This window comes from Catenuloplanes indicus (assembly GCF_030813715.1).
In the GTDB taxonomy this organism is placed as follows: domain Bacteria; phylum Actinomycetota; class Actinomycetes; order Mycobacteriales; family Micromonosporaceae; genus Catenuloplanes; species Catenuloplanes indicus.
Map to the genome: position 1 here is coordinate 1,208,025 of NZ_JAUSUZ010000001.1, position 24,404 is coordinate 1,232,428.

Below are 24,404 nucleotides of genomic sequence, written 5' to 3' on the forward strand. Positions count from 1 at the left end.
GACTGCCCATCTAGGTACGCGATAGCAACATCCATCGGCGCCCCCTCACTTGGCCAGTCCTGATGAAACTGCTGAGCCAGCGCAGTGACGCCAAAATCAAAGTCAGCAACAGCATTCATTCAGACTCCTCAGCGAGGATAAGCTGTGTAGACATAATAACCTCCAGGATGCCCCTGAGCACGCTGAAGAACGATGGTATAGGCATTACTGCTGGGCGAAATCGACCCGTCTGCTCTTGCCACCACGCCAATCGGGTTATTCGCGCCGAATCTGCCGTTGATTTCAAGGTTGCCCACGCCACCTCCACGGAGCCACCTATCAATCTTATCCTTATTTCCAGCCAATCCGTAATCAACAACCTGCTGAGCGGTTTGAAGATCAAGGAATCGCGATTTTACTCCGGTGGCTTGAGCCATTTGGACAAGTTGCACGTCGGACACATTGACATGCTCGTTGAGCACGTGAGCATTCGGGAATCGGGCAGCGTCACCCACAAGGTTGCCGCAGTTGTGCACCAGCACGGGCGTGTTGCCGGCGAGCACATAGTACGTGTGGAGGCTATCGACGGTGAGGTCGTAGGCTGCCGCCCCAAAGGAGAACCCGTACTCGATGTCTTCGAGGATGGCGGGTCGGCCACTCGGAGTTAGGAGGGCGTCGCCGGCATCGAGCTCGTCCATCCTCTGCCATTGACGGTCGCTGGCATTCCAGACGGGATGGTCCTCCGTAGCCGTAAGGACTTCGCCGTCGATTCGCACTAGAACGAGGTCATCGCGGTGAGGCCACAGATGTGCGACCTTTCGGGCGCCGCTTTCCCCGGTTTCGGGGTCGCTCGCAGCAACCTCGTCTCCGACCTCGATGTCCGCGATTTCTTTCGAGGTTCCGTCTGCCATGAGGACCCGAGTGTCGCCACTGAAGCTGCAGAAAAGCTTTGCGGCGGCGCCTGCGGCGGTTAGACCGGCCCCTTCCGCGATGCCCACCTCGGCAGTGATCAGGCCAGTCGAGATGGCACTTCCCGTGGCGGCGAATTCGGCCGCTTCGACAACGATGGCCGCCGCTCCACTAACGCAGGCCACAATCGCCGCGCCACACACCAACGATCCTAGAATAACGCTTGTAGCTAGGGCAGTCTCAGCAAGACTTGGCGGCTCCCTAACCAGGTTGTTTGAAATGCAATATTCATATGTGCCACCAAGGCCGTGCTGGCAGAGCCATTCCCAGTTTCCGGTACTTATTCTGGCCCAATTTATTGCGTCGTTCCAGGTAAGACGATCTGACCCCTCATACATAAGGTCTTCGAGGACGTAGCCACGTTCCCACTCCTCAAGAGCCTCAAGCGGTACCTCCGCCTCCCAATAGTCTTGAAGGATCGGGGTCGGGGACTGTAAAACGAACGGTGTAACTCCTGATCAAGGAGACGCACCTGATGACTGTCATGACGGATGCCGTGGATACTTCCGCGGTGGCGAAGAAGAAAACTCCGGCGAGCACGCCGGAGGGCGTGGACGCCGAGCTGGTCGGCCGGCTGGTCGAGCAGGCCCGCGCAGCGGGCCTGCAACTGACCGGCGAAGGCGGCCTGCTGCAGCACCTGACCAAGCGAGTGATCGAAGCCGCGCTGGACGGCGAGATCACCGACCACCTCGGCTATGAGAAACACGACCCGGCCGGCAAGGACGGCGGGAACTCCCGCAACGGTGTCCGCGCCAAGACCGTGCTCACCGACGTCGGCCCGGTCGAGATCACCGTGCCGCGGGATCGGGACGGCTCGTTCGAGCCGCAGATCGTCAAGAAGCGGCAGCGGCGGCTGACCGGCGTCGAGGACATGGTCCTGTCGCTGTCCGCGAAAGGCCTGACCACCGGGGAGATCAGCGCACATTTGGCCGAGGTCTATGGCGCCGACGTCTCCCGCCAGACGATCTCCACGATCACCGATAAGGTGATGGACGGCATGGCCGAGTGGCAGAACCGGCCGCTGGACCGGGTCTACCCCGTGGTGTTCCTGGACGCGATCAACGTCAAGATCCGCGACGGGAAGGTCGCCAACCGGCCCATCTATGTCGCGCTGGCGGTCACCGTCGAGGGCACCCGTGACATCCTCGGGCTGTGGGCCGGCGACGGCGGTGAGGGCGCCAAGTTCTGGTTCCAGGTATGCACCGAGCTCAAGAATCGTGGTGTCGAGGACGTGCTGATGGCCGTCTGCGACGGCCTCACCGGCCTGCCTGACGCGATCAACACCGTCTGGCCCCAGACCGTGGTCCAGACCTGCGTGGTGCACCTGCTGCGCAACTCGTTCAAGTACGCAGGCCGCCAGCACTACGACGCGATCGCCAAAGCACTCAAGCCGGTCTACACCGCACCGACAGAGGCCGCTGCCGAGCAGCGGTTCCTGGAGTTCGCCGAGGCCTGGGGCGAGAAATACCCGGCCATCGTCCGGCTCTGGACCAACGCCTGGGCCGAGTTCGTGCCGTTCCTCGCGTTCGACGCCGAGATCCGCAAAATCGTCTGCTCGACCAACGCCATCGAAAGCGTCAACGCCCGCATCCGCAGAGCCGTCCGGGCCCGCGGACACTTCCCGAACGAGCAAGCCGCCCTCAAATGCGTCTACCTCGCCGTCATGGCCCTGGACCCCACCGGCACCGGACGCCGCCGCTGGACCATCCGATGGAAACCCGCCCTCAACGCCTTCGACCTCGCCTTCGAAGGCCGCCTGTCCGCAGGCCGGAACTGACCTTCTAACAAGATCGAGTTACACCGTTTTCTTGACAGTCCCGATCCGTCTCCGACCACGACCCGTCCGCATGCCGCACATGCATCGGCACCACCGTGGACTCCATCACGAACCGGCCCGACGGCTCCGCGAACACCTGCGAGAACTCGGTCCGCTCCGCCAGCACCTCGACCCGCTCACCGGTCTCCGCCGTCCGCTCCACCTCGGACAGCGGCCGCGCCGCCACAGCCGGCTGCGCCAGCACCGGAAGCAGCGTCACACCCACCACACCCGACATCAGAAGCGCGAGCTTGCGCCGCGACGACGAACGAAACGCGCGCAGCATGACACCACGTGGCACAGCGGTCTCCCCCGGTGATCAAGATCAGCCGCAGGGACTCTAGACCGTCGACACTCAGGAAGTAAACAGGAATTACAAAGCGTATTCACAGAACGGGCAAACCAACTTGATCATGACGCTCAGTCACTGATAATCACCGATCGCCTGCAGAATGTAGGCATGGGCGACGCAACCGATCAACCCAGGATCAACGGCCTTCGACGGTACGTCGTGAGCCGCGCGGCCGGCGGGCCAGCCGCACCAGCACCGCGTCGCCCCGGCCGTACTTGGCCTGGAACAGCGCGGCCGCCCGCTCCCCGCCCGCCGGCCCCGCCATCCGGTAGCTCACGCCACCGGCCGTGACGTCGCCGTCCGGCGGCTCGCCGCCCAGGTCCACCCACGGCTCGTCGTCACAGATCACGTACGGCACGTCGCGTTCCACCGCGCCGCTGGCGGCGGTGAACCGCACCCGCAACCGGTAGTGTTCCGCGATCGGCCGGGCTGCGGTCCATCGTCCGTCGAACGCCTCCAGGGCCAGCGCGCCCAGATCGCCGTGCACCTGCACCTCGCGCTGCTGGTTCTCGCTGACCCGCCGCGTGCCGAACCGGCCGTACGACAGCCAGTCGTCCACCCGGTAGATCGCGTGCGCCGGTCCGACCGGGCTGATCCCGACCGTGAACAGGTCCCGGCGGTCCGGTGGCAGCGTGCCGATCAGCGCGTCCAGCCGCTCGATGTTCTGCCGGATCAGCGCCACCGCGTCGGTCGGCGCGGTCTGCCGCCCGCGTGCCGCCGCGTCCGCCGACGCCGGATCGGTCAGCATGATCCGGAACCGGACGTCGCGCTCCAGCGCGCCGTGCACCGCGGCCACGAACGCCCGTTCGTACCGTGGCTCCAGCAGTCCGGTCCAGAACTTCCAGATGTCCACCCGGTACTGCGCCCGCTCGATCCGCCGGATCACGTCCCGGTAGTCGAGGCTGTTCCGCCGCCGCACCGCGTTCCGGTTCAGCGCCACCACCGCCGGTTGCAGCACCAGCACCGCCAGCACCAGGTCGATCAGGTTCGACCCGATGTTGATCCGCAGCTGCGTCGCCAGCCCCGGCGTGTCCCGGATCGGCCACAACGTCACCACGGCCCCGAGCACCAGCCCGGCACCGATCAGCACGTACACATAGGACAACCGCCGCCACATACCGCCCATCATGACTACAACGGTCGATATGTGAACCACGCCGGGCATCAACGGCTCCCGTACGTACCATCGAAGGGTTGTTGATCGTCGGAGAGCGGTGGGAAGACCATGCCCGAGCGTGCGACCGTGGTGGTCATCGGCGGTGGCCAGGCGGGGCTGTCGGCGGGGTATCACCTGAAACGGCGCGGGTTCGGCAGTGCGCTCGCGGAGCCCGGCGGCGCGCGGACGTTCGTGGTGCTGGACGCGGAGACCGCGGCCGGTGGGGCGTGGCGGCACCGGTGGGAGTCGCTGCGGATGGCGACCGTGAACGGCATCTTCGATCTGCCGGGGTTCGCGCAGCCGCCGATCGACCCGGACGAGCCGAGCCGGACCGCGGTGCCGCGGTACTTCGCCGCGTTCGAGGAGCAGGCGGGACTGCCGATCCTGCGGCCGGTCACGGTGTCGCGGGTGCTGCCGGCGGACGGCGGCGACCTCACGGTGGAGACGGACCGCGGGTCCTGGCACGCCAAGGCGATCATCAACGCCACCGGGACCTGGACGAACCCGGTCCGGCCGCACTATCCGGGGCAGGAGACGTTCAGGGGCGTTCAACTGCACACCCACGAGTACGTGGACGCGGCGCGGTTCGCCGGCCGGCGGGTCGCGGTGGTCGGTGGCGGGATCTCGGCGGTGCAGCTGCTGGAGGAGATCTCCCGGGCCTCGGTGACGTTCTGGTACACGCGCCGCGAGCCGGTGTTCCGGGACGGGGACTTCACCCCGGAGGTGGCCGGGCGCGAGGTGATCGCGAAGGTGGTCGCGGACGTGGCGGCGGGCCGGCCGACCGGCAGCGTCGTCTCCTACACGGACCTGATCTGGACGCCGTACGCGCTGGCCGCGAAGGCCCGCGGCGCGCTGGAGCGGCGGCCGATGTTCACCGCGATCGAGCCGGACGGCGTGCGCGAGGCGGACGGCACGCTCACGCCGGTCGACGTGATCCTGTGGGCGACCGGGTTCAAGGCCGCGCTCGCCCACCTGGACCCGCTCGGGCTGCGCACCGCGGCGGGCGGCATCCGGCTGACCGGCACGCAGGTGGCCGGTGAACCGCGCGTGCACCTGATCGGGTTCGGCCCGTCGCAGTCCACCGTGGGCGCGAACCGGGCCGGCCGCGATGCGGTGCGCGCGCTGGTCACGTACCTCGGCCGGCCATGATCACGGCGCCTTCTTCAGCGCGTCGTAGGCGAGCTGCAGGAAGTCGGAGGCCGCGGTCGCGGTGAGCGCGGTCGCGGCGAGCCGGGTCAGCCGCGGCGCCAGCACCAGGCCGCCGGTCAGGCCGGTCGCCACCCAGACGGCCAGGCAGAACGGGCAGGTGATCAGCTCGCCGAGGCTGTGCCGGACCGTGCTGCCCTCGTGGCGTACCTCCTCGTTGAGTTCCGCGGCACCGGCCGGGCCGGTGTACCGGGTCAGCGGCGCACGCAGCGGGCTGGTCACCGCGCCCTTCGCCAGCAGCCGGCTCAGCTTGTGGGTGGCGATCGAGACGAGTACGACGTCCGCGATCGCGGGTCGCTCCGGCACCGGCCGGCCGGTGAACCGGGCCGCGGCGGTGAGCGTGGCCGCGAGACCACCGAACGCGGCGAGCGCGGTCGCGTAGCCCTGCAACGGCCGGTGCTCGTGCGGCGCGTACCGGACCGCGACGCGATCGAGTGCGGTCTGCCCGGTGTTCAACATCCGTGTTCCTCCAGTGGCGTCGCAAGCGGTACGGCCGGTGACTACCCGTGATCCGGCCGTGCCACTCCCCCCAATGGTGTTGCCCGGTGTGGCTACCATCGCGGCGTCGGAGGATCCGGATGATCGAGGTGACCGGAGTGACTTCCCCACCCGCCCGTACCGCCCGCCCGATCGGCCTGGTGCTCGTGGTGCCGGCGCTGCTGGCGCTGATCGCCGGCTACGTCGTGCCCGGTGCGCGCACGCTGTGGAACAGTTTCCAGAACGTCGCCGTGCTCGACGGCAGCGGCGAGTTCACCGGCTTCGACAACTACGCGCGCGTCACCGAGCTGGGCTTCTTCCGCGGCCTCGGGTTCGCGCTGGCACTCGCGGTGCTGCCGGTGCTGGCCGCGTGCGTCCTCGCACCGGCGCTGGCCTGGCTCGCGCACCGCGCCGGTACGCCCGGCCGGCTCGCGGTCCGGCTCGGCCTGGTGCTGCCGATGGTGATCGTCACCCCGGTCGGCCTGGCGCTGGCCTGGCGGGCGTCGGCCCGCGGTGGCCCGCTCGCCGAGCCGCTGGCCGCGCGGCTGTTCGTCGGCCAGGTGCTCGGGCTGACGCTGTTCGGCCTGCTGATCGGCGCGGGTGTGACGCTGTTCCTGGCCGCGCTGCGCCGCAGCGGCACCGGCCGTCCGGTCCGGGCGGTCGCAATCACCGGCCTGGTCGCCGGGCTCGCGGTCGTCGCGTACACGCTGCAGACCTGGTCCTATCCGGCCGTGCTCACCGGCGGCGGGCCGGGCGACGCGACGGTCACGCCGATGCAGACGATCTACGACGCGGGCTTCCGGTACATGGACTTCGGCGTCGGCGCGGCCGGCGGCACCGTGCTCGCGCTGCTGCTCGGCGTGCTCGGGCTGGCCGCGGTCGCGGTGATGGTGTTCGGCCGGGTCCGGGTCGACGTGGTAGGCCCGCGGACCGGGGTGCGGCCGGTGGCGCCGCTGCCGCTGGCCGGTGCGCTCGCGTTGCTCGCGGTCGTGCTCGCGGTCGCCGGTTACGCACTGTGGCCGTGGCTGTTCCCGGGAGCCGACGTTCCCGGCCCGTCCCGGTTCGACGGCGTGGGCAGCGCGTTCAACACCTGGGTGCCGCCGCTGATCTCCACCGTGGGCGGCATCGTGCCGGCCGCGCTCGCCGGTTTCGGCATCGGTGCGCTGCGCCCGCTGGGCGACCGCAGCGAACTGTTGCTGTTCCTGTTCGCGCCGTGGCTGTTCGTCGGCACCGGGCCGTTCAGCATGGTGCACTTCCAGACGCTGAGCGACCTGGACCTGATCGGTACCGTGCTGGCGGTGCTGCCACCGGCCTATCTGAGCGTTCCGGCACTGGTCGTGTTCACGCTGCTGTTCCGCGGCCTGACCGAGGCACGCCCGGGCGGCCCGGCCCGGACGCTGTTGCCCGCGCTGCCGATGCTGGCCGTGACCGGCGGGATCACCTATGTGATGCAGACGCAGGACGCGTACTGGCAGACCATCGCGGTCGTCGAACCGGACCGGATGCCGCTGCCGGCGGCGGCGCTGACGCTGGGGAACTCGCTCGCGTTCGGCGGCGCGGCGTCGCTGCCGCTGCCGATCACGGCGGTGGTGCTGTTCGCATTGACGCTGGCCACGCTGCAGGTGCTGTACCTGGACCGGCTGTCGCTCCGCACCACACCGGCGGCGGAGCTGGTGGGGCAGCCGTCCGGATATCCGCCGGCAGCGGGGTATCCGCCGGCAGCGGGGAACGCGGGGCCGGGGTATCCCCCGGCTGGGTACCCGCCGTTACCGGGGAATTCGGGGGCGGGGTATCCGGGGCCGGGATATCCACCGCCGGCGGCTCCGGGCTATCCGCCGTCGACGGCAAAACCATAGATCCGAGGGCGATGCACCCGCTTCCGGCGTGGTCGCGTTCCGGTGCTCCCGCGGGCACCGGTCCGCGCCGTGGCCGGGCTACGAGCACGCGGCTGCCGCCGAGGTGCCGCCTGCCGCGCGGTAACGACATCGTCATCTCGTCGGATGCTCTGCGGGCATGATGCGACGTCACGCCGGAAGGTCCGCTGCCCGAGAGTGATCTTCCGCCATTCGGGATGGAAGATCCTTCAGCCTGTATGGCTGTTTCGGGCGACCGGAAACAGCCATACAGGCTGAAAGGACCTTCGCCGGCCGGCCGGCGACAGCGGTTCCCGCTGCCGGCGTCCGACATTTCTTTTATGGCGGCAATGCCCGCTCAACAGCGAGCCATCACACCGGAAACGACCACGGCGACAGCCCCGAAGTCACCGCGGCGGAAAACGACCACACCGGAAGCCACCGCGGCGACAGCGGCGCAGCCACCACGACGCAGAGCCACCACACCAGCAAACGACGGTGGTGGCGGAAGCCGGTCTCGCCGGAAGGCAACCGCGGCGGCGAGACGGTGGCGGTAGGTGGACGTGGCGGGTAGCCGGGTGCCGGCGAGCGGTGGCTCGCCGGAGCCGGGCCGCGCGGGGAGCGGGTCAGATCGTGAAACGGTTGACTTTTTCCGGGGTGAGGACGAGCCGGACGATGCTGGAGTCGCGCCAGTCGTCGAGAAGTTCGCGCTGTTGCGGGCCGACGGCCGGCCAGTAGCGGTCGCCGAGGCGGGCGGCCAGGTCGTAGGCGCCCTCCTCGTGCAGCGTGATGGTGCCCTCGGCGGACACCCAGTGTTCCGGCTCGCCGACCGGGGCGGCGACCACGACGGAGGCGCGCGGCTGCTTGCGGATGCGGTCGATCTTGCCGTCCGGCTCGGAGAACATCTGCAGCGTGCCGTCGTCGCTCGCCTCGAACCACACCGGGCGCGGCGCCGGCCAGCGGCCGCCGCGGGGCGCGATGGTGAGGAAGGCGTAGAGCGGCCGGGCGAGCAGCGTGAGGTCCCGTTCGGTGAACATGAGATCCACCTTAGGTCAGACGGCCGCGCCCGCTCCGATCACCGAGAGCAGCTGGAGGCGCTCGTAGCTGACGCTGCCGGGGGCGACCGTGTAGACCAGCATCCGGTGCGACTGGGCCGGGTCGACCAGCGACTGGCAGTTCAGGTCGATCTGGCCGACCTCCGGGTGGATGAACCGCTTGCCCTCGTCGAAACCGATGCTGATCTCGTGCGCTTCCCAGTACGTCCGGAACTCCTCGCTGCGCTCCAGCAGCAGCTCGGCCAGCTTCGCCGGGCGGGAGCCGGGACCGCGCATGGTGACCAGCGCGCGCAGCCCGGACGCGAACACCCGGGAGTGGTGGGTGTGGTCGTCCGGGTGGTAGAGCGCGCGGGTGGCCGGGTCGGTGAACCAGCGGTAGCCGATGCTGCGGGACGGCCCGGTGTAGCGCGTCAGGTCACCGACCAGCGCGACGCCGAGCGGCGTCTGCCGGAGCGTCTCGCCGAGCTCGGTGACGATCTCGGCCGGGGTGTCGGTGAGCCGGTCGAAGATGCGCAGCAGGCCCGGGCTGATGTGCTCGCTGACCGTACCCCTGGGTGGTGGGTTGTGGCCGGCCAGGCGGAACAGGTGGTCGCGTTCGTCCAGCGACAGGTGCAGGCCCTGGGCGATCGACGCGATCATCTGCTCGGACGGGTGCGGCCCGCGCTCCCGCTCCAGGCGGCTGTAGTAGTCGGCGGAGATGTGGCAGATCGAGGCCACCTCCTCGCGGCGGAGACCGGCCGTGCGGCGGCGCTGCCCGCGCGGCAGACCGACGTCCTCCGGCTGCAGGGACTCGCGCCGGCGGCGCAGGAAGTCGGCGAGTCCGGCCCGGTCGATCACGCGCGTCTCCTCCGTCGTTGTCGTGTGCGACCGTTCTACCAGGCGCGGCCGGCGCACAGCCACGGATCGTCGATCCCCCCTTGACAGACTGGGATCGCAAGGCCCTGGTTGCCCCGCGCGACTGGGCCGAGGCTGAGTGCACCAGCCCGAGCAGGGTTCATCACCAGCCAGGAGCGTCAGACATGGCACGTAAGACGACGGACGTCACCGTCCCCAGCCTCGCCTACAAGACCGCGGTCGTCACCGGCGCCAGCGACGGCATGGGCCTGCATCTGGCGACCCGGCTCGCCGGTGCCGGCGCCGAAGTGATCCTACCGGTCCGCAACCGTCGCAAGGGCGAGACCGCGATCGCCACCATCCGCGAGCGGCACCCGCGGGCCGTCGTGTCGCTGCGCGACCTCGACCTGGCGTCGCTGGACTCGGTCGCCGCGCTCGGCGACACGCTCCGCGCGGAAGGCCAGCCGATCCACCTTTTGATCAACAACGCCGGTGTGATGCGGCCGCCGACCCTCCAGCGCACCGCGGACGGCTTCGAGCTGCAGTTCGGCACGAATCATCTGGCCCACTTCGCGCTGGTCGCGCACCTGATGCCGCTGCTGCGCGCCGCCGGCGGCCACGTGACATCGCAGCTGAGCATCGCGGCCCGGGCCGGCGGGATCAACTGGGACGACCTCAACTGGGAGCGGTCGTACGACTCGATGCACGCCTACCGTCAGTCCAAGATCTCGTTCGGGCTGTTCGGCCTGGAGCTGCAGCGCCGCAGCGCGGCCGGCGGCTGGGGCATCACCAGCAACATCTCCCACCCGGGTCTGGCGGCGACGAACCTGCTCGCGGCCCGGCCGGAGGTCGGCCGGTCGGAGGACCTCATCGCCCGGCGGATGATCGGCGTGATGTCCCGGGTCGGCCTGACCGGCACGCCGGAGACCGCGATGCTGCCCGCGCTCTACGCCGCGACCTCACCGGAGGCCCGCCCGGGCCGGTTCTACGGCCCGCAGGGCCCGGGCAACGTCGGCGGCGGCCCCGGCGAGCAGCAGCTCTGGCCGCCGCTGCGCAGCGAGGCGGACGCCACCCGGATCTGGGAGGCCTCCGAGAAGCTCACCCACGTCTCGTTCCCGGCCTGACTGTCCACCCCACCGACAGGAGCCCCCGACCATGGCACGCACGAGAACCGACATCATCGTTCCCCGCCTCACCGGGACGCTCGCCGTCGTCACCGGTGCCAGCGACGGCATGGGCCTGCACCTGGCGACCCGGCTGGCCGGTGCCGGCGCCGAAGTGATCATGCCGGTCCGCAACCGGAGCAAGGGCGAGACCGCGATCGCCGCGATCCGCGCCGAGCACCCGCGGGCCACCGTGTCGCTGCGCGACCTCGACCTGGCGTCGCTGGACTCGGTCGCCGCGCTCGGCGACACGCTCCGCGCGGAAGGCCGGCCGATCCACTTTCTGATCAACAACGCCGGCGTGATGATGCCGCCCACCCACCAGCACACCGCCGACGGGTACGAGCTGCAGTTCGGCACCAACCACCTGGCCCACTTCGCGCTGGTCGCGCACCTGATGCCGCTGCTGCGCGCCGGGCGGGCCCGGGTCACCTCGCAGATCAGCGTCTCGGCGAACCGCAACTCGATCAACTGGGACGACCCGGCCTGGACCGGGCCGTACGACGCGAGACGCGCGTACAGCCACTCCAAGATCTCGTTCGGGCTGTTCGGCCTGGAGCTGCAGCGCCGCAGCGCGGCCGGGGGGTGGGGCATCACCAGCAACATCTCGCACCCCGGCATCGCGCCGACCAGCCTGCTCGCCGCGCGTCCCGAGGTCGGCCGGTCCTCGGACACCATGGGCGTACGGATGATCCGCGTGCTGTCCCGGATCGGGCTGGCCGGCACGCCACAGACCGCGATGCTACCCGCGCTGTACGCCGCCACCTCGCCGGACGCGAAGCCCGGCGCGTTCTACGGCCCCCAGGGCCCGCGCAACATATCCGGCCCGCCCGGCGAGCAGGACCTCTGGGCCAACCTGCGCAGCGAGCAGGACGCCGCCCGGATCTGGGAGATCTCGGAGAAGCTCGCGCACGTGTCCTTTCCCGCCTGACCCCCCGTTGTGCCGCGGCCGGACCGGACATGCCGCCGGCCGCGCCGATACCGCGGTCAGACGAACTGCGGCGGGCCGGCCGGGTCGCCGGTCCGCCAGGCGCGGCACCACACCAGGTAGTCCAGCTCCTTGCGGATCTCGGCCAGGTGGGCGTACGTGGCCGGGCCGGCGCCGATCGCGGCGGCCGCGATCGCCCGGCGCAGGCCGGCACCGAACAGCCACTCCGCGAACAGCGCGGTGCTCGCCGGGCTCCAGCAGCTCAGCTCCACGACGTCCGGATCGCCGCGGTAGTCGTTCAGCATCCCGGCCAGCTGCCCGGCCGCGGCCGGGCGCGCGAGCGAGGACGCCCACTCGGCGAGCATCGGCGCCAGGTCCGGCTCGGCCGCACTGATCCCGGCCAGCACGTCGCGCGGCGGCGTGGCGCACGCGCCGGCCAGCACGCCGGACCACAGCGCCCGCAGGTACGCGTCGATCGCGGCGCGCTCGTCCGCCGCCCAGGTCGCCCACTCCGCGCTGACCAGCGCCCGGAGTTCCCACTCCAGGTCGCCGGCCATCGGGCGGCCGTGCATGGTCTCCGCCGCGGTCAGCTCCAGCACGCGCGGCAGGAAGTACCGGAAGTCCGGTACGCCGCCGACCATCGAGAACAGGTTCGACCGGTAGTACCGCAGCGCCTCGGCCGTCACCTCGCGCAGCGGTCGCGGTGTCAGCAGCACCCGCGCCTCCTCGGCGGAGAAGCAGCAGCCGCCGCAGTAGCTGAACGACTCCGGGAGAGGGACGGGGGCGAACGTGGCGTAGAGGCCGTCGATCGCGGTGGCCAGGGGCGGAAACATTCGGACAGGGTACGCCGGGTGCCTTGACGGAGTGGCGGCTCAGCGGAAAACATCGTGAGATGTCGATTTCTGTCGTGCGAAAGCTCGCCGCCGTCGCCGGGATCCTCGCCACCACCGTGGCGGGGGCACCCGCGTCGGCGGCCCCGCCGGACCAGACCACCGCCGAGGCCGGCAACCCGTTCGTGTCCGGGTGGTACGCCGACCCGGACGTGGCCGTCTACGGGGGCCGGTACTACGTGTTCCCGACCGCCTCCCGGCCGTACGATCAGCAGACGTTTCTCGATGCCTTCTCCTCGGCCGACCTGGTCACCTGGACGAAGCACCCGAACGTGCTGACCACCGCGGACGTCTCCTGGGCACGCCGGGCGTTGTGGGCGCCCGCGCCGATCGAACGGAACGGCAGGTACTACCTCTACTTCGCGGCGAACGACATCCAGAGCAACGCGGAACCGGGCGGCATCGGCGTGGCCGTCGCGGACCGGCCGGAGGGGCCGTACCGGGACGCGATCGGCAGGCCGCTCATCGCGCAGTTCGTCAACGGCGCGCAGCCGATCGACCAGGACGTGTTCGTCGACGACGACGGTCAGGCCTACATCTACTACGGCGGCTGGGGGCACGCCAACGTCGCGCGCCTGAACAGCGACATGACGAGCCTCGGTACGTTCCCGGACGGTGCCACGTTCAAGGAGATCACCCCGAGCGGGTACGTGGAGGGCCCGCAGATGTTCAAGCGCGGCGGCGTCTACTACCTGATGTGGTCCGAGGGCGGCTGGACCGGGCCGAACTACTCCGTCGCGTACGCCATGTCGAACTCCCCCACCGGCCCGTTCACCCGCCTGGACCGGGTGCTCGCGCAGGACCCGGCCGTGGCCCGCGGCGCCGGCCACAACTCGGTGATCAACGTGCCGGGCACCGACATCTGGTACATCGTCTATCACCGCCGCCCGCTCAGCGAGACCGACGGCAACTCCCGCGAGCTGGCCTACGACCGCATGTACTTCAACCCGGACGGCACGATCCGGCGCGTCACCATGCTGGTCAAGGACAACTTCGCGGACGGCAACGGGTACGGCTGGAAGACCCTCGGCGGCACCTGGACCGCGACCGGCGGGCAGTACCGGGCGGGCCACTCGTACGGCGGCAAGTCGCTGCTGGACGACAACCACACGAACGCGGTCCACGACGCGGACGTCACGATCGGCTCCGGTCCCGGCGACGCCGGCCTGGTCTTCCGCGCCACCGCCGCGGCCGTCGGCACGGACGCGTACCGCGGCTACTACGCCGGCATCACGCCGCGCGGCGAGGTGCTGCTCGGCAAGGCCGACAACAACTGGACCCGGCTCGCCGGCGCACCGCTGACGATCACCCCGGGCCGTGCGTACCACCTGCGGGTCGAGGCCGTCGGCGCGACGATCCGGGTCTTCGTCGACGACTTGACCACGCCGCGGATCACGGTCACCGACAGCACGTACGCCGCCGGCCGGTCCGGCGTGCGCGTCTACGACACCAGCGCCTCGTTCGACAACGTCGCGATCACCAACCGCTGACGCAAACGCGTTGCGGTCGCCGCTTCCGGCAGCGAATGATCACGCTGCCGGAAGCAGCGACGGAAGGGCGGCGATCGACGTGCGCATCGAACTACGGACCGGGGACATCACGGTTCAGGAGGTCGACGCGGTGGTCAACGCCGCGAACTCGTCGCTGCTCGGCGGCGGTGGCGTGGACGGCGCCATCCATCGCAAGGGCGGCCCGGCGATCCTCGAGGAATGCCGGAAACTGCGGGCCAGCCGGTACGGGCGGGGTCTTCCGGCCGGCCGGGCGGTGGCGACCGCGGCCGGCCGCCTGCCGGCGCGCTGGGTGATCCACACGGTCGGCCCGGTCTTCAGCCCGGACGAGGACCGCGCACCGCTGCTGCGCGCCTGCTACACCGAGTCGCTGACGGTCGCGGCCGGCCTGGGCGCCCGCACGATCGCGTTCCCGCTGATCTCGGCCGGTGTCTACCGCTGGCCGCCCGCGGACGCGGTCGCCCAGGCACTGACCGCGCTGCGTGCCGCGCACACCGGCCTCGACCTGGCCCGCCTCGTGCTCTTCGACGCGCCTACCCGCGAGATCGCCGATCGGGTGCTGGCCGCGTCGCACTGAACGGACCCGCCCGCCGGGGGAACCGGGACATGATCGGATCGGATCGCTGTGATCGGGCGGCGGTGGGGGTGGCGCGGCCAGGCTGGGTGGCGAGAGGACGGAGGGCTCATGGTCATCGCGGCGCTGAACCGGCTCGTCGATCTGGTCGAGGAGCAGGGCGGCGGGGAACTGGACGTCAGCGCGCTGGCCCGGTCGCTCGGCACCACCGAGTATCACCTGCGGCGGATGTTCTCGTCGCTGGCCGGGATGCCGCTGTCGGAGTACGTGCGCCGGCGGCGGATGACGGTCGCGGCCGCGGACGTGGTGCGCGGCGCGGACGACCTGCTGACGATCGCGGTACGGCACGGCTACGGGTCGACCGAGGCGTTCGGGCGGGCGTTCCGGGCCGTGCACGGTGCCGGGCCGGGGGACGTGCGCCGGGACGGTGGGCCCCTCCGGACGCAACCGCAGCTCAGGTTCCGCCTGACCGTCGAGGGGAGCAGTTCCATGGACACCCGCATCGTCGAGCGTCCCGCGTTCCGGCTGATCGGGCACGCCACCCGCGTGCCGCTGATCCACGAGGGCGCCAACCCGCACATCCAGCGGTTCATCGCGTCGCTGCCGCCGGAGGCGCACGGCCGGCTGAAGGGGCTGAGCGGTGCGGAGCCGGCCGGGCTGCTGCAGGTCACCGACGACGTGGAGCAGGACAGCCCGGAGGGCACCGAGCTGACCTACCTGCACGGCGTCGCGGCCGGGGCGGACACGCCGGTCCCGGACGACCTGGACGCGATCGAGGTCCCGGCCGGGCGCTGGGCCGTGTTCCGCAGCTCCGGCGCGTACCCGCGGGAGTTGCAGAGCACCTGGGCGGCGACCGCGACCGAGTGGTTCCCGTCGAACCCGTGGCGGCTGCGGCCGGGGCCGTCGATCGTGGCGGTGGTCGAGCGCGCCGGCGACTTCAGCACCGCGACCACGGATCTGTGGCTGCCGGTCGAGCCGGCCTGACCGGACCGCGGCGGTCTCCGGCACGCCCGGCGGCCGCCGCGGCTCCGCTGAGTACCGTTGGTGGCACAGGCATCCCACGGTACGACCGGCAGGAGACGTCCCGCATGACCGTGCTTTCCATCCGTACCGTCGAGGACCCGGTGCTGCGCCGGGTCGCGGATCCGGTGACCGACTTCGACGCCGAGCTGGACCGGCTGGTCCGCGACCTGGGCGAGACGCTGCAGCACGCGCGCGGTGCCGGGCTGGCCGCGCCGCAGCTGGGCGTGAGCCTGCGGGTCTTCGCGATCAACCCGGACCTGCCCGGCAACGACCTGCGGCTGGACCACCTGGTCAACCCGGTGCTGGAGTTCCCGGACGCCGAGGAGCAGGACGGGCCGGAGGGATGCCTGTCCATCCCCGGCGTCTACCTGGACACGAAACGCCGGATGAACGTGGCCGCGAAGGGCTACACGAAGCTCGGCGACCCGGTCCAGGTGGTCGGCTCCGGGTTGCTGGCCCGCTGCATCCAGCACGAGACCGACCACCTGGACGGCATCCTGTTCATCGACCGGCAGGACGGCGCCCGGCAGGACCGCCTGCTCGCCACGCTCCGCGCGGCGGACTGGTTCGACCCGGAGCGGGTGCGGGTCAGCCCGCACTGACCTGCGAGGACCGGTGGGACGGCAGCCGGCGGCAGCGCGATGGCAGCGCGATGGCAGCGGGGGTGGACAGCGTCTGCGGCGCAATGTCCACTCCCGACTCCCAGGGGGATGTCATGAACCGATTGCGTGCGCTCGGCGCACTGATCGTCCTGGCCACGGTCGCGCCGCTCGTGCCCGGCACGGCCGCCGCGGCGGCGACGCCACCGCTGACCGTGTCGATCACCTGTGACGCACGGACCGGTGCGATCACCACCTCGACCGCGGGCACGCTGCTCAAGCCCGGCACGCCGACGGCGGTGACCGTCGAGTTCGCGCGGCGGTCCGCCTACCGGATCACCGCGAACGGGATCGTCAGCCTGCCGCAGCGGGCGCCGGCCGTCGTCACCGCGACCACGAACAGCGCGGGTGAGATCGCGGCGACCGGGTACACCGGCACGTTCGACCCGGTGGGTTCGCTGTTCTACCGGGAGCAGGTGCTGGTGACCTACCGCAACGCGGCCACCGGCGCGTCCTACACGCAGCGCGACGCGACCTGCTTCCACGACCGGCGGACGACCGTCGCGCTCACCTGCGACCCGGCCGCCGGTACGGTCACCGCGGTCGTCACCGGCGTCGACGGGCACCTGCCCGGCAACGACCTGCCGGGCCGGGCGGGCCGGGTCGGCTATCACGTCGCGACGATCAGCCAGACCGGGCCGGACGATCCGCGGTTCCGGGGCGAGTCGCTCGGCGGGACCTGGGACGTCTGGCACGGGATCTCCCGGGCCGCGGACGGTACCTGGTCGGACACCGGTTACGTGCACGCCGGCGCGTCCCGGCCGTACTACTACGCGGAGGAACTGACGGTCGGCGTCTTCGACGCGTACGGGCTGATGGTCGGCGCGGGCAGCGCCCGCTGCGTACTGTTCGACGGCGCGGCCTGAGCCCGGCGCGGTCGTGGCCCGATGCAGCCGCGGCGGTCCCGGGCCACGACCGCGCACGCGACGGACATCCGGTCGACCGGTGCGCCCGCCACCCGTACCCTCGTGGTCACCGATTTTGATCTTTGGGTCTCGAGGGGAGGACGCCGTGCGCTATCGGACCGCGGTCGTCGTCCCCGTCTGCCGCTTCGAGTTGATCCTCGTGTCCCGGGTGCCCAGCTCCGGCTGCGCCACCGGGGCTGGACGTGCCTGACCGCCTGCGAGTCGCCGCAGCGCGGCCGGCTGGGCGCCGTCCCCTGACCGAGATCATCCTTGAGAGACACACATCATGCGACACGCCCGGCCACGTCGACTTCTCCGACGAGGTCGAACGGTCGCCGCGGGTGCTGGACGGCGCGGTGGTCGTCTTCGACGGCGTGGCCGGCGTGGAGCCGCAGACCGAGTCGGTGTGGCGGACCGCGGACCGCTATGGCGTGCCGCTCGTCCGAGACCCCGCGTTCCGCGCCGCCGGGCGGCGACGGGCGGGTGCGAGCCCGCCTGTGGGCTCGCACCCGGCACTATGATCGATTCGTGGGACGGATAGCGGTGGTCGGCGCCGGGGTGATCGGACTGTCGATCGCCTACGAGCTGGCCGCGGCCGGGCACGACGTGACGGTGCTGGCCGACCGGGACCACACCGGCGCGGTGTCGTCGGTCGCGGCCGCGATCTGGTTCCCGCACGCGGTGGACGCGGTGCCGCGCGTGCTGGAGTCGGCCGAACTGACCCGGGAACGCCTGGCGTCGCTGGCCGCGCGTCCGGAGACCGGTGTGCGGCTGCGCACCGGCACGGTCCTGACCCGGCGTCCCGAGCCGGATCTGTCCTGGACCTCGGCCGTGCCGGTGCACCGGGCCGCGACGCCGGACGAGCTGCCGCCGGGCGCGTCCGGCGTGACGTGCGAGCTGCCGGTCGCGGTCACCGGGCGCTACCTGAACTGGCTGCGTGCCGCCGTGGCCGCCCGCGGTGTCACATTCGGGCACGTCACATTAGGTTCCGTCGGTGAGGTGCCACCGGGCTTCGACGTGGTGGTGGTCGCGGCCGGGCTGCGGTCCGGCGCCCTGCTCGGCGGCGACGATCAGGTCTTCCCGATCCGCGGCCAGGTCGTCCGGCTGGCGAACCCGGGCCTGACCCGCTGGCTGCTCGACGACGACAACCCGGACGGCCTCACCTACGTGGTCCCGCGCGACGACGACGTGGTCTGCGGCGGCACCGGCGACACCGGTGCCTGGGACGAGACCGTGGACCCGGCCGTCGAGCGGGCCATCCTGGCGCGCGCGATCGCGCTGGTCCCGGCGCTGGCCGGGGCCCCGATCGTGTCCCGTGCGGTCGGCCTGCGCCCGGCCCGCACCTCCGTGCGCCTGGAGATCATCGGTGGGTACCCGACGCCGGTCATCGCCGCATACGGGCACGGCGGGTCCGGGTTCACGCTCTCCTGGGGCGAGGCCGCCCGGGTCCGCGAACTCGTCGGCACGCTGTAGAACGGCCTGCGCGTCCCAGGGGGCCGGGTCGCGCAGGCCGATCGTTCACCGGCCTGTCCTCCTCGTCGTACGGGCCGGCCGACTCGACCGTCACCGCGAACGAGTCGGCCACGATCAGTGCGTTCGCGACGTGGTGCAGGACGCCGAACGCGGTGTCCCGGTCCAGCGGGCCGCCGCCCGGCCAGGGCGGCTCGCCCGGTGACGCGTACGCGCTCCGACCTGGCGTCACCGCGCGCCCACAGCCCGGCGGGCTCACCGAGATCGCCGTCGACGCCGGTGTCGATCGTCCCGCAAAATTCTGGTATCTGCGTGTCGTCCGATCCGCACCGCACGGCGAATGAATGAGATTGAGCGGATACGCCCGCCCGAAATGACATCTATCGGCCTTGTCCGCGACCGGTGTCAGGCTTCCGCTCGTCAGCGCGGTTCCAGCACCACGACCGCGGTCTCGGTCGGGCGCAGCCGCGCGTACGCGTCCAGCTTCGGATCGATCCGCCGGTACAGGTCCCACAGCCGGTCCCGTTCCGCACCCCGGGCGGCGCGGGCGCGGACCGGGCGCGGACCGCCCGGCAGGTCGACGGTCACGTCCGGTCCGGCCTGGAGGTTCAGCCACCAGGCCGGCTCGGCCGCGCCCCAGCCGTTCATCGCGAGCGTCACCAGGTTAGGGCCGTCCTCGATGTACGCGAGGATCACACCGCGCGGGCTGCCGGTGCGGCGGCCCCGCGTGGTCAGCCACATGGCGCCCTCCCGGCCGGGCCGGGCCCGCCACAGGCCGAGCCGGCGGCCGCTGTACCGCACCAGTGCGCGGTGGAACCTCCAGAACGCCGTCATGACCGCCCGCGACGGCAGCCACACCTCACGCTTCCCGGCCATGTCTCTCCCCCTCGGTCAGCCGCTTCCCACCGTCCACTGTCCGACAGGGAGGCAAGAACTGGGTCAGCGGCAGCACGCCGCCGTTCGCGCCCGCCCGCACGTCCCGCAGATCGACGCCGGCGAAGCCGGTGGCGGGCCGGCCGGCCCGTCGTCGCAGGCCGGCCGGCCCGCTGGCGTCAACCTGTCCTCACGGGCGGATCAAATGGTCTCCGGAAACGGCGGTCAGACCATTTCCAGCAACGGGCCATACCGATTCGACGGCACGTGGGGCACCCATTCTCAGCTGGCCCACCACTTCTGATTCGTCTGTCCCTCGCAGGCCCAGAGCTGCAGCACTGCGCCGTTCGCGTCGTTCCAGTCGACCACGTCGACGCATTTGCCCAGCTCCGTGTTGACCAGGTCCTGCGCGCCGTTGATTTTGAACCGCTGCGCCCAGCCGCCGTTGCACTTCGCCAACTGGATGCGGGTGCCGTCGGCGGACTCGCCCCAGGCCAGGTCCATGCAGAAACCCTTGTGCCGGATCGTGCCGTTCTCGAACGTGAACTTCTGCGACGCGCCACCGGTGCACGTCCACAACTGGAGTGCCACGCCGTCCGCGGCCTTCGGCGCATCGATGCACTTGTCCGCGTACCCCTTGATCTGATACTGGGCCGGTCCGGTGTTCGCGGGCGGGTTCGCCGGTGGCGGCGCGGCCGTCCCGTCGTCCTCCTCCGGCGGCGGCGCGGCCACGTTCCCCTGCGGCGACCGCGTGGTGACCGGTCTCGGCGACGGGGTCGCGGCGGTCGCGGTGGGCGCGGCGGTCGCGGTGGCTGCGGGTGGCTGCGGCGCCGCGGGTGGGGTCAGGCGGGTGTCCTGGGCGTAGTAGGCGGTGTAGCCCAGCACCCGCTGCGCGAAGTCCCGCACGGCCGGCGCGTCCGGCACCCCCTCGGCCTGCCGGATCGCGGTCGGCCCCCACTGGAAGGCCGCCAGCGCCACCGGGTACGGATCGTCGGCCAGACCCGACAGCTCCGCGGACAGCGCGCACATGGTCCGGCCCAGCGTGAGGATCGCGACCGCCGGATCCCACGGCGATTCCCCCGCCTGCCCGTACCGGTTCCACACCGCCGGCAGGAACTGGGCGATGCCCTGCGCGTCCCCCGGCCCGACCTTGTTGCGGTTGAACGCGGACGCGGCCATCAGCTGTGCCGCGATCCGCGGACCGGAGACCACCGGGCACTCCTCACCCGCGGTCCGGACCAGCTGCACGTACTCGTCCGGCACCGGCACCGGCGCCACGTCCGGGTCCTGCGCCGGTGGATTCGCCGGCTCCCCGGTGGCGAAGTCCGGCCGGGCCGCATACCAGGCGGCGTACGACGCCACCTCGTTCACGTAGGCCGCCGAGTCGTCCGGCACGGCCGCGCGCGCCAGCACCGTGTCGACACCGGACCGGTGCGCGCCGAGCGCCAGCTCCCACAGCGCGCCGCCGACGTCCTCGTGCCGGATCCGCCCGACCGTGTCACACATGTAGTGGGCGAGGGCGAACACGTTCGCCTCCGGATCCAGCCGCTGCGCGTCCACCCACGGCTTCCACTGCTCCCACACCTGGTCGGTGAGCCCGGCCAGCCCCGACCCGCCCCGGCCGTTGGCCGCATCCGTTCGGAACCCGGACTCGGCCATCACCTGCCCCGCCAGGCGTGCCGGCGTCAGCGACGGACAGGAGAGCGCGGCCTGCGCGATCATCGCCACCTGCTCGGACGGCACCGGCACCCCGACCCGGGCCGGCCCCGCCGTCGCCGTACCCGCGATCGACCCGGTCACCGCACCGGCTCCGATCAACGCCAGCACGACCGCCACCCCGAGCACGCGGCGGATCACCGGGCGATGGGCCGCCTCGACGAGTGCCTGCACGTTCACGATCACTCCCCAACGGTCTACGGCAGCGGCGGCCCGTTCCGCGGCCGCCGTCTAGGAACACAACGGGAACGACGAACTTCGGTTCATCGCAAACGCCACACCCTCTCACGCCCCGCCCCCACCCACGCGGCCCGCGACGTCGGCCCGCCCGGCTTCGCACCGCACGGCGGACGGCGCCCGCGGTCGTCGCTCCGCTCTGCTTACCGGCCCGAGAAGCTCCCCGCCCGCGTGGGGCTCGAATCCCTCAACCACGCGCCCCACCGGCCGATCGTGCGGTAAAGCACCGGGCCTCCGGCGGAAGGAGCCTTCCATGATCAAGCGTCTGACGGCCCTGGTCGTCATCGTGCCGCTGGTGGTGCTCACGCTGCTCTGGCTCCACGCTAACCCGCCGAGCACCGGCGACGACTTCTCCAAGACCATCTGCGAGCTGCGCCGCTGCTGACCCGGCCGGGCTACTCGGTCCCACCATCCGCACTCCCCCGCCCGCCCGGGCTGCCACCCACGGTCGGGTCCGCCACCGAAGCCGCTTCCGCCACAGCCCGGCTCCCCCGCACCGCCGGGCTGGCCGTCGCCGCGACCGCGACGGCCAGCATGACCACCGAGAGCACCACCACCGCTCCCTCCGCGCCCACCCAGCTCAGCAGCATGCCGCCGACGAGCGCCCCGACCGGCATCACTCCCCAGGAGAGCGTCTTCGACGCGCTGGTGACGCGGCCCTGGAGGTGGTTCGGGACCAGCGACGCGAAGTAGCCGACGATCACCACGTTCCACAGCGGCCCGGCGAACGTGGTGGCCGCGCCGATCGTGCCCAGCCACAGCGGCGCGTCCGTCACCAGGAACAGCGGCAGTAGCGCCGCCCACGCCCAGTTCACCCCGATGATCACCGTCCGCGGCGCGAAGTACCGGTGCAGCCACCCGGCCGCGACCGCGCCGAGCATGCCGCCGCCGGAGTAGATGCCGAGCATCACGCCGGTCTCCGCCGGGGACGCGCCGCCGTCCTGCGCGCGCACCACCAGCACCAGGATGATCGCCTGGAAGATCAGGTTGCTGGCCGCGACCAGCAGGCTCGCGGCGCGGATCAGCGGGTGCCGCCAGATCCACCGGAGCCCGGTCAGGGCGGCCCGCCACAGCGGCTCCGGTGGTTCCGGTGTCCGGTCCTGCAGGTCGCGGCGCAGGAAGAGCAACGCGACGGACGCGACGGCGTAGGAGAGCGCCTCGACCACGAACGGCAGAGCCCGGTCGATGCCGAAGAGCAGGCCGCCGAGCGGGCCGCCGGCCAGCGCGGCGCCGCGGGTGCGCACCTCGTTGCGCGCGATCGCGGTGTGCAGCTGGGCCGGCGGCACGATCAGCGGCAGCGCGGCCGCCTCGGCCAGGCCGAAGAAGACGAAGCACAGCCCGTGTACGAACGCGGCCACCGCCAGGTGCCCGACCGTGAGCACCTCCAGCCACAGCGCGACCGGCACGGTGGCGAGCGTGAGCGCCGCGGTGACCTCGCTGGCCAGCAGGACCCGCCGGCGGTCCCACCGGTCGACGAGCGGCCCGGCCGGCAGGTGCCCGATCAGGTACGGCAGCGTGGCCGCGGCCCCGACCAGCCCGGCGTCGGCCGGTGATCCGGTCAGCGCGAGCACCAGCAGCGGCATCGCGGTCGCGCTGATCCGGGCGCCGAGCGTGGAGACGACCTGGCCGCTCCAGAGCAGCGCGAAGTCCCGGTTGCGCCACAGCGGTGTGCTGGTCACGGCGTCGCGAACGGGTGGAACAGCACGGTCACGTGCCGCCGGCCGGGACCGGGTGCGCGGTGCCGGCGGGTCTCGCCGGGCCCGAGGCGTTCCATGTGACCGCTCAGGCGAAGACCGGCAGCAACGGCAGCGCGTTGACCGCGCCGTGCACCACCACCAGCGCACCGAACCGCCGGTAGCGCGACCACAGGTAGCCGGTGAACAACCCGAAGAACCCCTGGAACGCGAGCAGCCCGGCCAGCGACACCCAGACGTGGCCGCCGCCGAGGTGGCTCGGGATGTGCATCGCCGCGAACAGCAGCGAGGTCGCCACGATCGCGGGCCACCGCCCGGCGATCGCCTCCAGCCGGGTCTGCAGCGTGACGCGGTAGAACCACTCCTCCAGCACGCTCGCGGTCAGGAACGTCAGCGCCATCGCCACCACGAGGTAGACCCGGTCCATCTCCTCGTAGGGCGCGAGGTCGGCCGGTACCCAGAATGCGGCCAGCCCCCACCCGGCGACCGCCGGAACCGCCCAGAACCACCGCACCGGTACGGCGGCGGGCAACTCGGCCGGGATCAGCCGGGTGACGAGCAGCGCCCCGCCGAGAAACAACAACACCTTGACGAGCGGGTACGCCAGCGACTGCGCCCCGGCGACCGCGATCACCACCGGGAACGCCACCGCGATCCCCACCAGCCACCGGACCTGCCGCGCGACAGCCGGGCGCGGCTCCGCGCTCGCCGGCGGCAGCGACGGTAGCGACGGCGGCACCAGCCGGATCAGTGCCGTCCCCACCAGCACCGGCACGACGGCCGTCCACAGCGGGCGGCCACCCGCACCCTCGTCCGACGAGGTCACGATCTCGGTGTGCCCGGTCACGAGCAACAGCACCGGCGCGAGTACGAGCAGCGCGCCACCCGCCGCGGTCAGCACGATACGCGGATTCATGATCAGCATTGTGGACGGTCCGGGCAACCTCGGGTTCGCCGCAACCAGCCTCGGTGCGTGCAGGGAGGAGCGCCAGCGACGACCGGTGCCCGCGGGAGCGTGCGGAGGGTGACGCCGCCGGAAGCGGGTATATCCGCTTCCTGTCATTCAG

At 71.5% G+C, this 24,404-nt stretch carries 23 protein-coding genes and 1 pseudogene; 13 read left to right on the forward strand and 11 right to left on the reverse strand.

The annotated features are described in order from the left end of the window. Positions 1–128: 128 nt before the first annotated feature. Positions 129–1,091: an RNase A-like domain-containing protein gene (locus J2S42_RS05730; protein WP_307248635.1), complete on the reverse strand. Its 963-nt coding sequence runs from the start codon at positions 1,089–1,091 to the stop codon at positions 129–131. A 332-nt stretch (positions 1,092–1,423) separates the two neighbouring features. Between J2S42_RS05730 and J2S42_RS05735 the strand changes: the two genes are divergently transcribed. After that, positions 1,424–2,725: an IS256 family transposase gene (locus tag J2S42_RS05735; protein WP_307235929.1), complete on the forward strand. Its 1,302-nt coding sequence runs from the start codon at positions 1,424–1,426 to the stop codon at positions 2,723–2,725. A gap of 4 nt (positions 2,726–2,729) precedes the next feature. On the opposite strand, the gene J2S42_RS05740 is transcribed toward J2S42_RS05735, so the two are convergent. Continuing rightward, positions 2,730–3,050, reverse strand: coding sequence for a hypothetical protein (locus J2S42_RS05740; RefSeq protein WP_307235931.1), 321 nt, complete (start codon positions 3,048–3,050; stop codon positions 2,730–2,732). Positions 3,051–3,252: 202 nt separating this feature from the next. Continuing rightward, the gene (locus J2S42_RS05745) at positions 3,253–4,245 is read right to left on the reverse strand and encodes a hypothetical protein (protein WP_307235933.1); all 993 of its coding nucleotides are present in this window, start codon (positions 4,243–4,245) and stop codon (positions 3,253–3,255) included. Between the two features lie 96 nt (positions 4,246–4,341). Between J2S42_RS05745 and J2S42_RS05750 the strand changes: the two genes are divergently transcribed. After that, positions 4,342–5,421, forward strand: a complete 1,080-nt coding sequence (locus J2S42_RS05750; RefSeq protein WP_307235935.1) for an NAD(P)-binding domain-containing protein — start codon at positions 4,342–4,344, stop codon at positions 5,419–5,421. Here J2S42_RS05750 and J2S42_RS05755 read toward each other — a convergent pair whose 3' ends face one another. Beyond that, positions 5,422–5,937, reverse strand: coding sequence for a DUF1360 domain-containing protein (locus J2S42_RS05755; RefSeq protein ID WP_307235938.1), 516 nt, complete (start codon positions 5,935–5,937; stop codon positions 5,422–5,424). Between the two features lie 137 nt (positions 5,938–6,074). Here J2S42_RS05755 and J2S42_RS05760 point away from each other — a divergent pair, with 137 nt between their 5' ends. Beyond that, positions 6,075–7,811: a carbohydrate ABC transporter permease gene (locus J2S42_RS05760; protein ID WP_307235939.1), complete on the forward strand. Its 1,737-nt coding sequence runs from the start codon at positions 6,075–6,077 to the stop codon at positions 7,809–7,811. A 623-nt stretch (positions 7,812–8,434) separates the two neighbouring features. Here J2S42_RS05760 and J2S42_RS05765 read toward each other — a convergent pair. Beyond that, positions 8,435–8,845, reverse strand: a complete 411-nt coding sequence (locus tag J2S42_RS05765) for a pyridoxamine 5'-phosphate oxidase family protein (RefSeq protein ID WP_307235940.1) — start codon at positions 8,843–8,845, stop codon at positions 8,435–8,437. Positions 8,846–8,860: 15 nt separating this feature from the next. Beyond that, complete coding sequence (locus J2S42_RS05770; protein ID WP_307235941.1) at positions 8,861–9,700, reverse strand: helix-turn-helix transcriptional regulator; 840 nt, start codon at positions 9,698–9,700, stop codon at positions 8,861–8,863. Positions 9,701–9,882: 182 nt separating this feature from the next. On the opposite strand from J2S42_RS05770, the gene J2S42_RS05775 reads away from it, so the two are divergent. Together J2S42_RS05775 and J2S42_RS05780 are read left to right on the forward strand one after the other, a co-directional pair. Then, positions 9,883–10,821, forward strand: a complete 939-nt coding sequence (locus tag J2S42_RS05775) for an SDR family oxidoreductase (protein WP_307235943.1) — start codon at positions 9,883–9,885, stop codon at positions 10,819–10,821. 31 nt (positions 10,822–10,852) lie between these two features. After that, positions 10,853–11,791, forward strand: coding sequence for an SDR family oxidoreductase (locus tag J2S42_RS05780; RefSeq protein ID WP_307235944.1), 939 nt, complete (start codon positions 10,853–10,855; stop codon positions 11,789–11,791). 56 nt (positions 11,792–11,847) lie between these two features. Here the strand turns inward: J2S42_RS05780 and J2S42_RS05785 are convergent, their stop codons facing one another. Further along, the gene (locus tag J2S42_RS05785) at positions 11,848–12,621 is read right to left on the reverse strand and encodes a hypothetical protein (protein WP_307235952.1); all 774 of its coding nucleotides are present in this window, start codon (positions 12,619–12,621) and stop codon (positions 11,848–11,850) included. 74 nt (positions 12,622–12,695) lie between these two features. Between J2S42_RS05785 and J2S42_RS05790 the strand changes: the two genes are divergently transcribed. The 7 genes and pseudogenes from J2S42_RS05790 to J2S42_RS05820 all read left to right on the forward strand — a co-directional run bounded on the left by J2S42_RS05790 (position 12,696) and on the right by J2S42_RS05820 (position 18,820). Next, on the forward strand, positions 12,696–14,168 hold the full coding sequence (locus tag J2S42_RS05790) for a glycoside hydrolase family 43 protein (RefSeq protein ID WP_307235954.1): 1,473 nt from the start codon (positions 12,696–12,698) through the stop codon (positions 14,166–14,168). A 79-nt stretch (positions 14,169–14,247) separates the two neighbouring features. Continuing rightward, complete coding sequence (locus tag J2S42_RS05795) at positions 14,248–14,763, forward strand: O-acetyl-ADP-ribose deacetylase (protein ID WP_307235956.1); 516 nt, start codon at positions 14,248–14,250, stop codon at positions 14,761–14,763. Positions 14,764–14,871: 108 nt separating this feature from the next. Beyond that, positions 14,872–15,744 (forward strand): AraC family transcriptional regulator, encoded by an 873-nt coding sequence (locus J2S42_RS05800; RefSeq protein ID WP_307235958.1) that lies wholly within the window; start codon positions 14,872–14,874, stop codon positions 15,742–15,744. 104 nt (positions 15,745–15,848) lie between these two features. Then, entirely contained in the window at positions 15,849–16,385 is a 537-nt protein-coding gene (gene def / locus J2S42_RS05805) for a peptide deformylase (protein ID WP_307235960.1), read from the forward strand. A gap of 113 nt (positions 16,386–16,498) precedes the next feature. After that, the gene (locus J2S42_RS05810) at positions 16,499–17,308 is read left to right on the forward strand and encodes a hypothetical protein (RefSeq protein ID WP_307235961.1); all 810 of its coding nucleotides are present in this window, start codon (positions 16,499–16,501) and stop codon (positions 17,306–17,308) included. A gap of 329 nt (positions 17,309–17,637) precedes the next feature. Then, positions 17,638–17,784, forward strand: a pseudogene (locus J2S42_RS05815) (GTP-binding protein); the annotation flags it as partial. Positions 17,785–17,875: 91 nt separating this feature from the next. Further along, positions 17,876–18,820 (forward strand): FAD-dependent oxidoreductase, encoded by a 945-nt coding sequence (locus J2S42_RS05820; protein WP_307235963.1) that lies wholly within the window; start codon positions 17,876–17,878, stop codon positions 18,818–18,820. Positions 18,821–19,237: 417 nt separating this feature from the next. Here the strand turns inward: J2S42_RS05820 and J2S42_RS05825 are convergent, their stop codons facing one another. Beyond that, positions 19,238–19,693: a nitroreductase family deazaflavin-dependent oxidoreductase gene (locus J2S42_RS05825; RefSeq protein ID WP_307235965.1), complete on the reverse strand. Its 456-nt coding sequence runs from the start codon at positions 19,691–19,693 to the stop codon at positions 19,238–19,240. Between the two features lie 279 nt (positions 19,694–19,972). Then, positions 19,973–21,586: a ricin-type beta-trefoil lectin domain protein gene (locus J2S42_RS05830; protein ID WP_307235966.1), complete on the reverse strand. Its 1,614-nt coding sequence runs from the start codon at positions 21,584–21,586 to the stop codon at positions 19,973–19,975. Positions 21,587–21,896: 310 nt separating this feature from the next. On the opposite strand from J2S42_RS05830, the gene J2S42_RS05835 reads away from it, so the two are divergent. Further along, entirely contained in the window at positions 21,897–22,028 is a 132-nt protein-coding gene (locus J2S42_RS05835; protein ID WP_307235968.1) for a hypothetical protein, read from the forward strand. A 10-nt stretch (positions 22,029–22,038) separates the two neighbouring features. On the opposite strand, the gene J2S42_RS05840 is transcribed toward J2S42_RS05835, so the two are convergent. Both J2S42_RS05840 and J2S42_RS05845 read right to left on the reverse strand, forming a co-directional pair. Then, a complete protein-coding gene (locus tag J2S42_RS05840) occupies positions 22,039–23,322 on the reverse strand; it encodes an MFS transporter (protein WP_307235970.1) in 1,284 nt (427 codons plus the stop codon). A 103-nt stretch (positions 23,323–23,425) separates the two neighbouring features. Next, positions 23,426–24,253, reverse strand: a complete 828-nt coding sequence (locus J2S42_RS05845) for a CPBP family intramembrane glutamic endopeptidase (protein WP_307235972.1) — start codon at positions 24,251–24,253, stop codon at positions 23,426–23,428. Positions 24,254–24,404: the final 151 nt, after the last annotated feature.